Consider the following 15,619-nt stretch of genomic DNA (forward strand, 5'->3'; position numbering starts at 1 on the left):
TCATTTCACAAAGCATTAACTACTTTACGGAAATGACATCTATCATATAAAATTTTACAACTTGCGTCTAGAAATATAATTTATCTGTGTAAAAACCATCTACCCAGTCTTGAGCAACTTGTCGTAAAGAGGGAATTGTGACGGAGGTTCACCCGCAAGTAGCATTTCAACTTGGAAGTCGTCAACACTTATACTTTCGCCATCACATGAAACGCTTTTTACTTTTAGATCACTAGGTCCTGCGGTCACGAATGTTACTTGTACGCGTGCAGAAACTCGTGCGTTCATCGTTACATTTGCCCATAGTTGGCTGATACCATCTTTTGATTTGCGATAACCAAGGTTTAAACGACGAACTCCACGTTCAAAAGCAACTGAAAATTCTCGAGTGTTATCAGCATCCCAAGCATTGTGGTCTGGTTTTAGAATTGTTTCTACTAATTGACCTTCAACAATTTTACCGAAGCACCAAGAAAGTTTTCCAGCACTTTCTTCTTCTAAACTACTCTTAAAATTGAAGAATCGTCCAAGACCTTTTTGATGGAATTGAAGTACTTCACAAACCTTACTAATAGAAGAATTTTCACCGCTTACGTTTACCACGCGAGACTGTGGGACGCGATTAGCGTTCAAGTGTGAAGCAAAAATATCACGAAGATGTGGTATTTCAAAAACACGTCCACCTAAAAGAATGATGGTGTTTTCTGGACTTTCAGCAAAACCTTTAATTGCTAGGTCACCCAGTTTCTCAACTGCTTTTTGAAAATGTTCGCCAATAAGCTCATCAAAGTGCTTCTTGCCTTCGCTTGTTGACAGTTTACCCCAATCTTCAAGTACTTTACGACTCAAGGTACTTACTTTGTGAGCAGCAGTTGCACCAAAACGTCTTTCTTCTTCTTCTTCAAGAAAAGCGCAGCTGATGTGGTCGCCACCAAATCCGGTTTTACCAAGATAGTTTTGGTAAATATTTATGGTTTCACCTACGCGTTTAGCAGATGCTAGGTGCTCAATAGAGTCAACCTTTAGGCGTACAACGCGCGAATGAGTTGCTCCCATCGTGACGACAAGGAAATTAATCGGATCATCAGTGCGTGGTAAAAGACCATGACGCATCATTAGCTTTTTAATTTCTAATTCACTAGCTGCAAGCTTTGGTTCTACTTGGTCTGTTAACCAGTGAACTAGTGTTACCGCTGATTCTGGCAAACTAACAACTTTGTCTTGTAAACCAATCTCATGGTCACCACCTGCGTTCATAACAGGAGGAAAGAATTTTTCCCCTGCATTGATAAACCATTCGCGATATTTTTTGCTATCTTGTTCAGAAAAATGATCAGGCGTTTCAACAACAATATTACCTATTTGAAAGCGACGAATTTCTGAAAAGTACTCGTGCGCATTTTTCCACAAAAATTCATAATGAGCACGAATATAATTTTCAAAAACATCGTCATTACCTGGAGATTGATATTTTACCTTATTTCCATCGTATGTCGTGATGTAGTGTGGTAACTTTGTCAAATTTAACAAGAAACGATTTGGTTGTAAGAACAATGTGCAAGAAGGATCTCCACGATCGCTAACAAATTGTCCTAGTGCCTCTTCACCAATAGAAAGTTCTTGATTGGTATCACTTTGAACTTTTTCAGATCTGTACACTGAAAAATCAAGAGTGCGGTTTTCCATTTCTGGTTTCCAAGGTAACAAATCATTACCTAGTTGGCAAAAAAGTGCTCTTTTTGTATATGTAGTTCCAAGAGACAGACCAAAAACCAATGCTGGTAGAGACTGCCCTCTTGTTGGCAATTTTAAGTTAGGAACGCTAAGTGAACCGTCCTCTAACTCAGCTGCCGCTTTGGGGTTTTTAAATACTTTATCCCATACGCTCATATCGGCAATCTCCTTTATGTCAATGACGGAAGTTTTTCAAAAACTTCGTTCAACTTGTTGTACGATACAGTCACTGCTTCTGCTTCTTCTTTAGAGATATCATCACGGATATCAAAGGAAGAGGTTATTTTTGTTTTTTGTGACCATAAGTGTTTACGCAGGCGATTTTGATTCCATAAAGAAGCAAGAAGTTGGCATTCCATTACATTTTGTACACCTTCCTGGAAAGCTTTTCTTTCACTGGTGGTGTAAATGCCTTTTAACTCTTCTTCTAACGCAGCGATAGGCTCTGTTAAGTAGTTAATCACAGCTTCAACAGGCTTATTACCTTTGATAATTGGACGCCCTTTGTCTTCCATAAAACTTACAATTTGTCCAGTAACACGTTCGCGAATGTGTGCGAATGTATTTTTTTGGTATACTTCCCAATCTTCTTCTTCTTCTTCAGATAGTTGGACAACTTCGCGCACTTGTTCTAAAGTCATATAACCTTTATCGACTAGGATCTGGCCAATTTTTACTTTGCGTCCGGTATCGTCGAGAAGTTTTTGCTGCTCGTCAAGACCTTCTTGTACTTGTTTAGAAGTACAAAGTTTTCTTTGGATGCAGAATTCACCAAAACGTTCAGGCAAACGAAATTCCTCTGGTCGCCAATTTAGTTGTTTCAAATCTTTGAGTAGTTTTTCTAGGTACTCATCGATTTCTTTGTCCGTTGGCTTTTCTTCGATAACGCGTTTTGCACCAAGAATATTTAAGACATCTTTAGTATAAGGAAGAATGTGCTTTCCTAAACGTTCAAAACGAATTTCGCTACCTTCTTTACGCATAACGCGTTCAACAGTACGCCATGCGAAACGTACACCACCGTCTTCATTATCAAGTGCTGCGCGAACGTTTTTGCCTGCGTCGTACAAGTACTTGTTAAGTGTTGGACTGTCAGTACTGTTAAGTAAGAACTCTTGTTCCTTTTCACCGTCTATTTTAAACTTAGGGGCGCGGCACAAGAAAACATTGCGAAATCCAGATCCTAAACCACCGATTTTATCCATTACGTTGGTTTCAATCCAAATCTTCCAAGTGTTTTCTTCGTTAGGAATAAGCTCTCCATCGCGGCCTTTTTTGTAATCTTCTTTGTTTACCGCTTGGGTTACAGCTTTATCCAGTTTATTCATTAAAATGAATAAACGTTTGTCAAGAGCACCGTGTTTTGCGCATTCAGAAAACAGTTCTTGGAATTCAGTGTCCACTTGTTGCTCTTCCATTACCAAAATAAAGATAATGATGTCGACAGATGGAATTAAACGCTCGAAACCCCAGCGGTTTTTGAATGCTTGGATTTGAGAGTGTACTTTGATACTTGGATCTTTCGCTTCTGTTTCATCACCACCAACGCGAACCCCAGCAGTATCGTAGATGTCAATATCTTTTAATATCTCTTCTTCTACGAATAGGTCGGTAATCGCACCAGCAGTTCTCATGTTGTAGTAAGTATGTCCTTCTTCATCGGCTTCACCTTTAGAGCGCTTTAGCTTATTTTGAAGCATTTTAGAAAGTTTTTTACCGTCTTCGCCTTTGTCTAAGAACGACAAAATTAAGTTGCGTGGAATCGGGTTATAACGATCAAATGAAGTTGACTCAGGATTAAAGTGGTCGGCAATTTGTCCTAAAGTTTCAAAATATTTTGAATCATCTGTACGGTCTTCTGATTTTGCCCACATAAATGCTTCGCGAATCCATTCACGCGTTGCATCGTAAAGCTTCTTTTCCCATACTTCGTTGCGCACAGCATTTGGGTCGCGCTGGATTTTTGTAACACGGTCCCAGCTGTCACCTAACTGAGCGTCTTTTAAATAAGCACTTTTTACTGTTTGTAGTTTTGACATCAACTGTACTAAATCACGCGGCATCAAAAATGTTACTCGACCATGATCTTTTGGATCCATGTCTTCATTTGGATAACGCATGCGTACCAACATTGGTGTCGTATCGCGTGCAGTTGAACCTGCAAATTCTCTCAATTTTGGTAGAAAACTACCAAGAATTTCTGTCTTCCCAGCAGAACTTGTACCTAGCAGGATGGCGCAGGGGGGCCGTTTGGCCCGATCCACTGCGCTTAGTCCGTCATTGCCTATACAAGTCATCTCATCGAAAACTTCCTGGAGAATTTTATTGTTCTTGGGATCTATACTTGATTTGAAAGTTTGTAGTGGTAGTGAGTCTTTCACTACGTCAACTAAAACTTCCGTTAGATTTCCAAGATTACGACAATGTTCTTCGTAAGACGACATTTCATCTCCTATTCATTACTAATTATTTGTTCCCTAGTTGGTACAAGTTTTTTCTGCAAAATATACTTAGGAAAACCGCGACGACTCTTACCTTCTTTTGGAGAAACCTTCCATATAAGAGTTCTGGTTTGGCTCAAAGTAGGAGTAGATGGAATAGTTAATTGCGGGTGTTTGCCTTTGAACGCCTCTGGTGCATAAACATTTTCATATACAGTTGTAGTAATTACGTGAGATTCATCGTATTTGTACTGGAACATCTGCACATTGTTATTTTCCAAAGTATGCTTTTTGTCGTATATATCGGCCAACTCTTCTGTCCACTCAAATTTCTCTACAGATTTTAGTTGGGAGCTATTTTCAAATAGTTTGTTCAACAAATCAAACATACGACGCGATTGGATAGTACCGCCATCGTAAGCAGTACAAATATTTGCAAAATCATAGTATGGAAAGAATTGTTCTTCTGGAAGTTTTTCTTTCGAATCAAGATATACAAGTTCCATATCGTATTGTTCTTGTAGTACAGAAAAATTACGCGAACTTTCTTTTGGTTCTGGCTCTTCTTTCCAACTTAGCTCAATGGTTTCCTTGTTCTCAAAGACTTCGCTTGCTTGAATATCAAACGCATATGGAGATAGTACCGGACCATTGTCTACAGAGAAATTCCATTTCCAGTTTTTTGTACCACGCTTTACGTACATGCTAAGACCTTTGTTACGCATAACTTCGCGTAAACGATCAGGCGAAATTTGATAACCGCTTATTTCAAAAAGAATAACACTTTTTGGGTGTACGCGGAAATCGATTACTGGGGGACTAATGTCACCAGCACGAGCTATTTTCTTTTCACCAGTACGATCTTCGTAGAAGAGATCTAAACGAATACGCTTATCTGGTCCACCTTTAACTTCGGAAGAGGTATGGTCTTCATAAAAATTGGTAAATGCATCAACACCGGTAATACGTATAATTTTAGTGTCAGCATTACCTGCCCAGTTGTCACCATAGTTAAAAATTTCAACACTATAGTCTCGGCTAGGCCATGGATCAAGGCTCAGACCATTGCGCTTAAACAATTTGATCTTTTTCTCTTCTCCTGGAAGACCGTCTGCACGCGGGCGATAGGTTTTCATGTATACCCATTTTCCGCCAAAAGGACACTTATCTAATGTTTGGCGGTCGATGACAAATTCAAAGCTAGAGTACCAACTCTTTTTAGAAGTAAATTGCGGCATCATTGAACGTTCAACAAATTTCAGTAAACCTTCTTGTTCTTGTTTACTTAGTTTATCGCGATTTTTATCTCGTTCTTCTGGAGTGCGTACTTTACCATCTAGCTCAGGATCACCCCAGAAAACACGGCGAACTTCAACTGGACTTAGTAAGTAGGACTCGATGCTTTTTTGTAGCTCTAGAGCGATGTTGTTCATTTGTGGAATATTGATCTTGCCGTCAACATCAGTGAACTCTTTTGTTGTTCCTTGAACCGCGACCCAAAACTTAGATTTTGGTTTCACTGAGTTCTTTAAACGTTCTTCCCATAAAGAGTATTGTAGTAAGTTTTGGTATAGTTTTTCAGAAATCTGAATACCACTTCCTACTTTTTGTAATTTTTGCTCTGGGAAAGCATCGCTATGAGGGTAAAGATTTGCAAGGTAAGATTTTACACGTGGTACACTATCAAAATGAGTAGGAACACCGCGGTAATAACTTTCATTGAGTTCGTGAAGTTGTATTGCTGTTTTATCTAGCATTACTTTATCAAACGGTACTTTAATAGTAACGCTTTTAAAGCGTGTTGGTGAGTCAACGAGAATAGGAAAATCACGTGTTGGGTAGAACTCAACATTGAGATTATAAAGATCGTTGTCTATTTTTGTACCTGCCGCTAGACTTTCTTCTAAGTGGGTTAAGCCAAGAAAATCATTCATCAAATCTTCACTTTTACTACTCCATGCTAAGAATAGAGATTCGCGCATAAGTTGATAAGCTAATTTGATTGCAAATTCTTCTTTTTTACCCAAAGATGTGCCTAGTTCTTCGGCGAGCGTACCTAGTACTTCTGATGGTGGAGCACTTGGATCTTTTGTGCCTACTGATTGAAGTGCCCAAGCAATAATCTTTGACCAACGATCGTCATCACTATGAACTTTACCTTCTTCTTTGTGATAACCGCTGTGCATTAACTGAGTTGCAGCACATGTTAGTAAGAAACGGATTTCTTTAGCTAAGGTATCAGCATCTGCTGTTTCGTAGTTTTGCACTGAAATGTTGAAAGACTTGTTTTCTTGGTCAAATTTAACATCCCAAGCTATTTCATGTTCGGCTTTACGAGAAACATTTACCTCAATAGAAGCTTCCATGTCTTTTTCTGGTAAGTAAAAAGTTAATTTAGTTTTCTTATCTTTTTCACCAGCTTTGACACCACTACCAGCAACTGCGTAGTATCTTGCAACTTTACCAATAATATCTTGATCAGCTAAGAAATAGAGTTCTTTTGTGGCAACAGAGCCGATTTCTTTGTGGTCAAGTAATGTATAAGGAGGTCTCTTGTCTTTTGCGCGCTTTAAAAACTTCAATTGTACAGCAGGTTTGCCAAGTGATTTAATACCATCAATATTTGCCTGATTGTAAGTAAACCAGTCGCTATCAACGGTTTGATAAATCATGTTTAATAGAGATCTATCTTCTATTTTCAGGTACGCTTCATTAGAAACATCAGCGACAGCTTCATCGCCAGCAAATAAGATAACATTGTAGCGTAAACCGCCAAGAGGTCCGGCAATATTTACTACTTCTTGGTTTTTAGGGTCTTCTTGGTTTAACCAATCTTCTTTTTTGTATGTTTGGTTTGGAGCAAGTTGACGCCATGTTACAATTTTTAAAGCTTCTTCAGACTTAGCAGAAATTGGTAATTCGAGTTCTATGCGTTTGCTTCTCTTTAGAGTTAACATAGCGTTTTCTACATTTTTATCTGTAAGAACAACTACATAAAGCTGAGTAATCGCTTCTGCTGTTTGACGGCGGATAGTCACTGAGTTTAAATTGCCTTCAGTAGATTTAAACCATCCAGAATTATTTGCTTTGTAGTTTTTTTCATCGGCAGCAAAATAGAGAACGTTGTCTTTTACTGTGTAGTTTTCAATCGCATTTGTTTTACCATCTTTTGGATTGTAAAAATAAAGTGTACTATCTGATTGTATTTGAAAACCAATACCTAGCGCACCATAATTATCAAGCGGTTGTTTGCTTGCACCATCGTTTAGTTCATATGTGAAATCAGCTAAACGTACTGCTTCTAGCTTACGAGGATTACGGCTCCACAAACGCTTTTGGATTTCGATTGGATAACCTAAACCAGAAACTTGTGAACGAACGTGAACCATTTCGTTTTCTTTGAACAAAAATTCTTCTTTTGGATTAAATGTAATTGGAATTTCTGTTGTTTTATTAATCCCTGGAACTGCAATGTGTAGTGAACATTCAATGTCTTCACTTGGAAGTTGCTTATTCGCAATTTTTACAGTGGTAAACTCAGGTAGTTTAGCAAGAGAATAATACTTGTTACCATTTAGTTCAAAAACATCAGGATCACGACGACTTAAACGACCGCGACGTGGACGATCATCTTCTTCATCCTCATCGTCAAAATCTTCTTCCTCTTCTTCCTCTTCATCAAAATCGCGGTTTCTTTTTGTGCGAATTCGAATAGAGCGAGTAGTAGGAAGGCCACCGTTATAATAGGTTTCAGAAAAACTTACTGTTGCGACAACAGGTCCTTTAGGAGATTTTAAGAATTGGATCTCGATAGGCACTGTTGGCAAATCGGTGTTTTTGAATGTTACGCGGTAAAATGCACGATTGTTGATTTCTTGACTTTTTTCTTTCGAGTCTTTTGCTGGATTAGCAAATACGCGAAGTTCTTCAGCAACACCAGAAGCCTTTTCGTCTTGGGTTTGCTTAAAAGTCACAGATGTAGGTTGTGAACTTAGTGACCAACCTTCTTTCTCAACAATAACTTCTAAAGGCAAACTTTGTCCTTCTTTAGAAGTAGGTGCGAGATCAAATCTTTCTCGTCCCCATTTTTTTTGACTTTTAATGATAAAGCGTGAAGTAATTTTTTTACCGTTAACTTCAAATTCTTTTGTTGCCGCTTTTACCATATCTAGTTCATCGTATTTTAGCGCATCAAGTGCGATTGGCTTTTGTGCGTTTAGGCCGTAAACACGGTCAAGCGGTGTGCTAAGACCTAGTTTATCAAAAACAAAAAGGCCACCCATTTGTTCTAAGCGCAAAGGTGATTGATAAGTTCCAACCATTTCAACGACATCACTACTGGTGTCTTTTCGGTTGAGAACTATACGATAACTAGAAACTTCGTTGAATTTTTTCTTGTCTTGTTGATCTTTTTGTAGACGACTTACTACCTTCGATTTTCCAAGTTTCTCTTCTTTTTCTTCTTCTGTTTGATCTTCTGCTTTGACTTGTACATTACCTTCACTGTCATAGAATTCGTAGCTAACAGTTTGTAGTGCTGCCTTGTTCCACGGAGTTACCCCTGATAAGAACATAATTATAGAGAAAGCAACAAAGCCTATCAGTGTGTATGCCGCTGCATAAGCAGTACCAACAGCAATGCGTTCGAGAGTTGGAACATCTCTTGAAAGATGACGAAGAGCTGTAAAAACAGTTTTTAAATCGTTTGCTTTTAGTACACGGTTGAATAAACTAAAATCCCAGCGTTGGCGAATGAGGTCTTTGATTGCCATTAGACACAATTCTTCCGAAGAAGTATTTTCTTCGATACTGTCAGGGCAAATAGAGTGTATCGCAACGTTTAGTTTACGTTCGCCGCTTTCGTTGTCAGTGAGTACAAAGGCATCTTTACCTGGATAGATGTAAAAATCATCGTATTTAAAAAGTTTTTCTTCACGAAGAGTGCGAATTGCGCCAACAACATCGAGTAGTTCGCGAGCAAATTTCTTCATCTCAAGATAAGGATTACTCAAATCTTTGGTTAGGATTTGATCTAAAGGGTAACTTTGGTTTCCTTTTGGCAGATTAACGCGTATAGGAAGTGTCTGATTAGTTAAATCAGTATAGTTAGCTCCAGCATTAAATACCTGGACATCTTGAATTCGTTCTTCTACATTTTCCCAAATGGCTTTTTGTACTAGAACGCCTTCTTTTTTCTCAGGTGGAGCTTCGTAAAAGAGATCATTAAGTGCTTCGATCCCTTGCTTACAAATTTCAAAATTTCGAGGGATTGCCTTTAGTGCTTTTCTATCTACCCTACACTTTAGTGCTGTAGGAAAGGTAAAACTACCATCTTTTAGCTGAATCCCTTTTGAAGGATCGGTTGACATAGGTGTTTATATCTACCTTTCTAAATAGTTACAACTTGTTACAAGTTTTTACGTGTTTGGGGCGCTCTACCAATTTAAGTTTTCTTTTCTAAGTTTGTAGCAATCGAAAACTTGTTTTTGTTAGGTGTGTCTCTATCTAGGTTTTTGCAAAATTCTAAATAGAGATACGCCTAAGATGGTAACGCGCTTAGTTAGGACGTATCCTAGCAAATAATCACAACTTAAGATTATTTATTATTAAAGACAATCATTTTACTTTGTTATTCACCCACGCTTTAGAAGGCAAAAATAAAATTTGAGATAACCCATAATTTTTATATGAAGTGATTTCAAATTTTATTTTGGGACTCTGAAAGCTTCTGAGTGTAAAAATGTTGTACAATGAGATCTTTTCAAAAATATGCTGTATAATAGCCAAGTGTTTATAGTACACTGTTTAAACAAAAGGTATTGTGGTATTTAGAGAAGATGTGATATTTTTTTGCTACAGGATTGTAGCCTATTTCAGTAGTGTTTTCAAGATTTTTCTAAGCTTTTCAGCGAGTATAAAAAAATTTTCCTAAATACTGATATTTTTGTTATTTTAGCTAAGAGGTGTAGAACGAAATAATATATTATTTTGCGTAAAATTAGGTTACTGCACGCCTTAGGAATGTTCTTTCTTTCCACATATTTTATTTCACGTTTTTGCAAGAAAGGTAAAATCTTGGCACAAATCATAATTATTTCCGCTCCAGATGCTGAGATGGAAAATAAATGTTTCACGATTGTAGGCAAAGTGACTATTGGTAGAAGCCCTTCAAATACAATTGTTCTAAGTTCAGGAAGTATTTCTCCTTACCACGTTTCTTTAGAGATAACAAATAATGAATTTTGGATTGAGAACATTTCGCAAAATAAACAACTATTTGTAAACGATGTACAACAAAAAAAAATCCGTATACAACACGGAGATATAATTACTATCGGTAGTTGTATATTGTTATTTGATGACCAAGAAACATTAGAAAATACGCCTGCAGTGGTCGATGAGAAAATGCAGTCGCGAATAGAGTCGCGTCAAAAACATTATGATAGCGCACAACATGTTTTACAGAGTCTAGGCAACATTGATAAGTCTCACGGGCGCTTGGTTGTTTTGTATAAAGTATCAAATGCGATTAGTGGTATACTTGATTTAGACCAAGTGTTACAAAAGTTTTTGGATATTATTTTAGAAGAGTTTCCTGCTGATCGGGCATTTATTCTTCTATACGATGAGATGAAAAAAAACTTGCAACCTGTTGCAGTGCATAATAATAGTAAAAATAAAGAAGATACCAACGCCAAAATTAGCCAAAGTATTCTCAATGAAGTTTTACAAACGCGAGAATCTTTGTTATGTGAAAATATAATGAAGGATATTCGTTTTAAAGAAAAAGATAGCCTTGTAAATCAAAACGTTACATCTGCTATCTGTGTTCCTTTACTACGAAAAGAAGACATTTTGGGTATTATATATCTAGACTCAGATCGTGAAAATTTATTTATGCCAAGTGACCTAGATCTTCTTACTAAAATAGCTCTACAGGCTTCTGTTGTGATAGAGAATGCTCGCTTGTACAAAGCACATCAAAAATTTAATGAAGATCTCATTTCGTTGTCGCATGCTACGCAAAATTTATCGTCTTCTCTAGAAGAAAAAACTATTATTAACTATGCTGTAGAATATGCTTCGCAAATATTGAGTTGTGAAAAAAGCTTTTTGATACTACGCGAAGATGACGGATATCAATTGTGTTCTTCAATTGGAATTCCCTCTGAACTTCATGGGAAATTTGAGATACCTGGAGAGTTATACGGAGTTATCAATGAAAATAAGTCAATTATCACCAACAATATAAATGATGTTTATCCAGAGTTGCAGGCACTTCAACAAAAAAAACTTTTAGGTGATACTTTTATTATCGTTCCTGTGGTAAGTTCGCTACAAAATAATGTTCAAACAAAAACAATGGGACTCTTAGGGATTGGTAATAAAAAGAATAACGAATTATTCAAAAATGAAGATATGCAGATTTTGACAATTCTTGCTGGTTATACTGCTGTAGGACTTACCAATGCACAGCTGTATCAAGATCTTCAAAAGAAAGAAGAAGAAATCGCAAGGTGGAACCAAGAACTAGAAGAGCGTGTAGTGGAAAGAACCGAGCGTATAAAATCTATGCAAGACAAACTCATTCACTCCGAAAAAATGGCCGCAGTTGGTTTATTGGCGGCTGGTGTTTCCCATGAATTTAATAACATTATTGCTAGTATGTATGGATTTTCGCAAATAGCCAAAAAAAATGATAAATACAAAGATCGTTTAGTTGATATTGTCATTGAACAAAGTCAGCGAGCATGCGAGATAACAGAAAGTCTACTTTCTTTTTCTAAACAGCGCGGTGATGTAGAAGAACTTGTTAAAGTAGAAAGTACTATTGAAGCGCTTTTAAAGCTAATAAAACCTGCTCTTGAAAAAGAAGATATAAAGGTAATTAAAGACTTTCAAGACACCACAAAAACATACACTATTCCAGACAAACTAGAACAAGTTTTTCTGCATCTTATGATTAACGCTCGTGATGCAATAGAAGGCGATGGAGTTATTACAATTAAAACTTGGGAACAAGATGCAAAGATATACACGTCTATTACTGACAATGGTCGCGGTATAGAGTCAGAAAATTGCGCAAAAGTATTTGAACCTTTTTATACCACTAAAGGGAGTTTTGGTAGTGGAACACAGCCAGGTATGGGGACAGGTTTATCTGTTTGCTATAACATAGTCAAATCGTTAAAAGGAGATATTTCTCTGCAAAGTGAGTTGCAAAAAGGGACTACAGTTACGATGATTTTGCCTGTTAATAAAGAGCGCGGGCGCAATACAACAACCAGACGTATAAAGTATTATGTTGGACGTAGTGTTGTTGTTTTAGAAAGAGAAGATGAAACACGCGATTTGTTATCTACAATTATTGAAGAGCAGGGATTTAATGTTTTTTCAGTAACAGAAGGCAGAGAAACTTTAGAGTTGTGTGAAGAAAAAGCTATTGATATAGTATTCCTAGACATCAATATTTACAGTGAGTTAGCAAAAGAAAATTTTGATTTAGTGCAAAAAATTCGCGATATATCATCAAAAATTAAAATAATCTTTCTCTCGGGAAGAGCAGAGGATGCGAATGTTCTAGAATATGTGAAAAAAGCAGACGGCTATGTTCGTAAGCCGTTTGATATAAATGACATACATCGCATAATTAAATTCAAAGAATAGAACTGTCATGCTCAATAAAATATTTAAAAGTTACCAACTTGTGAAAAAAGATATTTTAAATGTTATCTGTGCACAATTTTGCCTAAACTTAATTAACACTTCATTTATTTTAATATTTAATATCTACCTTGCAAAAAGAGGATTATCAGATGCTGTTATTGCCGATATAACATCCTATCGTTTCCTCGGTGTCTTATGCTGTGCTTTTCCTCTTGGTTTTTATATAAAAGGGAAAGCACTCCGCCCTTTTTTTTTCTATGCCGCTTATGGTATGCCAGTTATTGCCTTTTTTACATTATATGCTGCTAAATATCAATATATACTCATGTTACAAACGACTTCTTTTCTTATGGGAATATGTTTTAGCTGTATACAAATTGTCGCTCTTCCTTTTATTGTAAGAAATACTGAACCTAGCCAACAACCCGAAGCCATTTCCTTACTTCATGCTACTTTTAGTTTTAGCATGGTAATTTGCAGTTTACTCATATTTGTATTTGGCAATATTCCAAACGTAAATGAACAAAACATTCTTGTTGCGTTTACCACAATGGGTTTTCTTAGTATATATTTCATTTCTCGTATAGATCAAAACGAATATATTCCAGAAGTAAAGGCTAATGGTAATACGCATACTGATTGGGCAGTCGTGTTTAAAGCTTTATTTCCGAGAATTGTCATTGCAATAGGTGCAGGACTGACCATTCCTTATATGAATTTGTTTTTTTATTCAGTTCATGGGTTAGATTATGACTCTTTTTCACTACTCAATTTTTTTACAGCAAGTTTTGTTGCTGTTGCCGTTGTTTATGTTCCTGAAGTTAGACGTAAATATGGCTTACATACTTCCATAATAAGTACACAAAGTGCAGCAGTTATGGCATTGACAGCCTTAGCACTGACAGATGTACTCAATATACCTTTTGCTATGTATGTTGCTTTTTTTTGTTTTGTAGTGCGCCAGCCTCTTATGAATATGGCTGGACCAATGACGGCGCATTTAACGATGGAATACGTGGGGGAGAAAAATCAAGAGATTACTAGCGCTTTAGCTGCTGCTACATGGTCAGGAAGTTGGTTTTTGAGCGGAAAAATGTTCAAATACTTGCGTACTTATGAACTTAGCTATGGCTACATATTTTTGATAACGGCGGCGCTTTATATTGTAGGAGTAATTAGTTATCACATTCTTATTTTGCATTTTGAAAAACGCACGTTGTCACTTTCACCTGCTGTGGCTACTTAAGATGTCAGAAAAAGGACTTGATTTTAATTAGGGCGCGTTGATATTTAAAATTTCAAATATTGACATGCCCTAAGTTTTTTAGTTTGACTGGTTGTCGTTACTTCGACATCTTATTCAAATCAGATTAGGGCGCTTCTGCGCCCTAATATACAAAAACCGCTGAATTTTTAGTTGTCGGAAACAATTACGGTTACTTGGTATTCAACAAAAGCATTGAGACTTTTCGCACTATAATTTGTTACAAAGACTTCTACTGATGAAAAATTAATACTCTCGCTAAATTTGACCTTTGAAACTTTGTGATTTTTTACTCTTTTGAATTCTTCTACTGATAAAATTTCTTTGCCAAAATTAACACCAAAATTACCAGTGCTGTTGATGCGAAACCTTTTGGTCATTTTATCAATTTTAATAGAAGGATCATGGACATAAGACAGGGTAACCTCTACATCTGTTTTTAATTTTGGGTTTGTGTTCTTCGTTTGTATAACAATCACTTTTTTGCCAAAATTCGTTCCGATTGTTACTTGTTTAACTTCGTCTTTTCCTTTAACAACTTTTGCCTCTAACTTGTTCGCTGTCATAAAATCAAACGGCAAAGGAGCAGTAAAAACGCCGAAAGATTGATTTTCTAGGGTAAAAGTTTTTTTATAAAGTTTTGCGTTTGAGGTGTGAAGATGCAAAATACCAGCTGCAACTGTTTCTGAAGAAGGTTTTTCGCTATAAGTAAACCGAATGGTCACTTTTTTGGCAGATAGTGACATAGGAAGAGGGTACACCTTACCTTTTTCCATTTGTTGCTTTAATACAGTTTTACGATCCAAAATAATGGTAGCTAATCCGTTTTCTAAAGAAGAAATTCCAACAACAGGATTTTGGCTTTTGGATGCTAAATTTTCTGGATTTACTACTGTTTGTTTTTTTGAAGTCTTAATAGTTTTAGGAATTATTTTTATGATGGAAAGCTGCGCTTCGTTTCCTTGTTTGGGCTGTTTTAGGCTTACATGCGTAACCGCGCTTAAATCAACATTTATATTTTGCAAGCCAAAATTTCGAGGGGACAAACACATACATAAATGTGTATTGTCTTTATTCTCTTTAATTTTTAAAAATAGAACATCGTCAATGATGAATGCGCTAAAAATACTATTACCTTGGTCATTTGTCCATTGGCTATTGGCACTTTTAAAATCTTCTACAGAAAAATTTCCCGATAACTTCCATAGGCTACTTAAAACAGAACCACTATCTCTATGAGAAAGTAAAACATCCTCATTTGTTGATAACTCATTTATTTTTGAATATACCGATTCTATTGATGTGTTTGCGAAAATACATCCAATAAATATTAAAAAACATAATAAACTCTTCATTATTTAAACTTTCTAATAAAAACATGTTTAAAGTAATAGACTGAATTAAAGCTAAATTAATACACCGCTTTATTGCCGCTCTCATATTCCTAGACTACCATAAATAAAAAAAGGAAATTTTTTTGTAAAAATAATCTTTGCTTTTGATTTTTTATTAG

Annotated in this window: 6 protein-coding genes; 2 read left to right on the plus strand and 4 right to left on the minus strand. The window is 36.5% G+C overall.

What is annotated here, in order from left to right; all coding sequences use genetic code 11:
• Nucleotides 1-99: 99 nt before the first annotated feature.
• Genes UABHE_RS00640 through UABHE_RS00650 form a run of 3 tightly spaced genes read right to left on the minus strand, consistent with a single transcriptional unit; the run spans nt 100 to nt 9,544 of the window.
• Nucleotides 100-1,890, minus strand: coding sequence for a hypothetical protein (locus tag UABHE_RS00640; protein ID WP_372368206.1), 1,791 nt, complete (start codon nt 1,888-1,890; stop codon nt 100-102).
• 14 nt (nt 1,891-1,904) lie between these two features.
• The gene (locus tag UABHE_RS00645; RefSeq protein ID WP_372368207.1) at nt 1,905-4,178 is read right to left on the minus strand and encodes a hypothetical protein; all 2,274 of its coding nucleotides are present in this window, start codon (nt 4,176-4,178) and stop codon (nt 1,905-1,907) included.
• Between the two features lie 8 nt (nt 4,179-4,186).
• Entirely contained in the window at nt 4,187-9,544 is a 5,358-nt protein-coding gene (locus UABHE_RS00650; protein ID WP_372368208.1) for a hypothetical protein, read from the minus strand.
• A 706-nt stretch (nt 9,545-10,250) separates the two neighbouring features.
• On the opposite strand from UABHE_RS00650, the gene UABHE_RS00655 reads away from it, so the two are divergent.
• Both UABHE_RS00655 and UABHE_RS00660 read left to right on the plus strand, forming a co-directional pair.
• Nucleotides 10,251-12,842 carry a GAF domain-containing protein gene (locus UABHE_RS00655; RefSeq protein WP_372368209.1) on the plus strand — a complete coding sequence of 864 codons (2,592 nt, stop codon included), beginning with the start codon at nt 10,251-10,253 and terminating at the stop codon, nt 12,840-12,842.
• A gap of 7 nt (nt 12,843-12,849) precedes the next feature.
• The gene (locus tag UABHE_RS00660) at nt 12,850-14,088 is read left to right on the plus strand and encodes an MFS transporter (RefSeq protein WP_372368210.1); all 1,239 of its coding nucleotides are present in this window, start codon (nt 12,850-12,852) and stop codon (nt 14,086-14,088) included.
• Between the two features lie 167 nt (nt 14,089-14,255).
• Here UABHE_RS00660 and UABHE_RS00665 read toward each other — a convergent pair whose 3' ends face one another.
• Complete coding sequence (locus UABHE_RS00665) at nt 14,256-15,461, minus strand: hypothetical protein (RefSeq protein WP_372368211.1); 1,206 nt, start codon at nt 15,459-15,461, stop codon at nt 14,256-14,258.
• Nucleotides 15,462-15,619 lie beyond the last annotated feature (158 nt).

It is taken from the genome of Candidatus Uabimicrobium helgolandensis, assembly GCF_041508025.1.
Lineage (GTDB): Bacteria > Planctomycetota > Uabimicrobiia > Uabimicrobiales > Uabimicrobiaceae > Uabimicrobium > Uabimicrobium helgolandensis.

Bases quoted from the DNA above. Each gene is read 5' to 3' on its own strand.
- UABHE_RS00650 (WP_372368208.1), bottom strand. From the start codon at position 9,544: ATGTCAACCGATCCTTCAAAAGGGATTCAGCTAAAAGATGGTAGTTTT.
- UABHE_RS00665 (WP_372368211.1), bottom strand. From the start codon at position 15,461: ATGAAGAGTTTATTATGTTTTTTAATATTTATTGGATGTATTTTCGCA.
- UABHE_RS00640 (WP_372368206.1), bottom strand. From the start codon at position 1,890: ATGAGCGTATGGGATAAAGTATTTAAAAACCCCAAAGCGGCAGCTGAG.
- UABHE_RS00645 (WP_372368207.1), bottom strand. From the start codon at position 4,178: ATGTCGTCTTACGAAGAACATTGTCGTAATCTTGGAAATCTAACGGAA.
- UABHE_RS00660 (WP_372368210.1), top strand. From the start codon at position 12,850: ATGCTCAATAAAATATTTAAAAGTTACCAACTTGTGAAAAAAGATATT.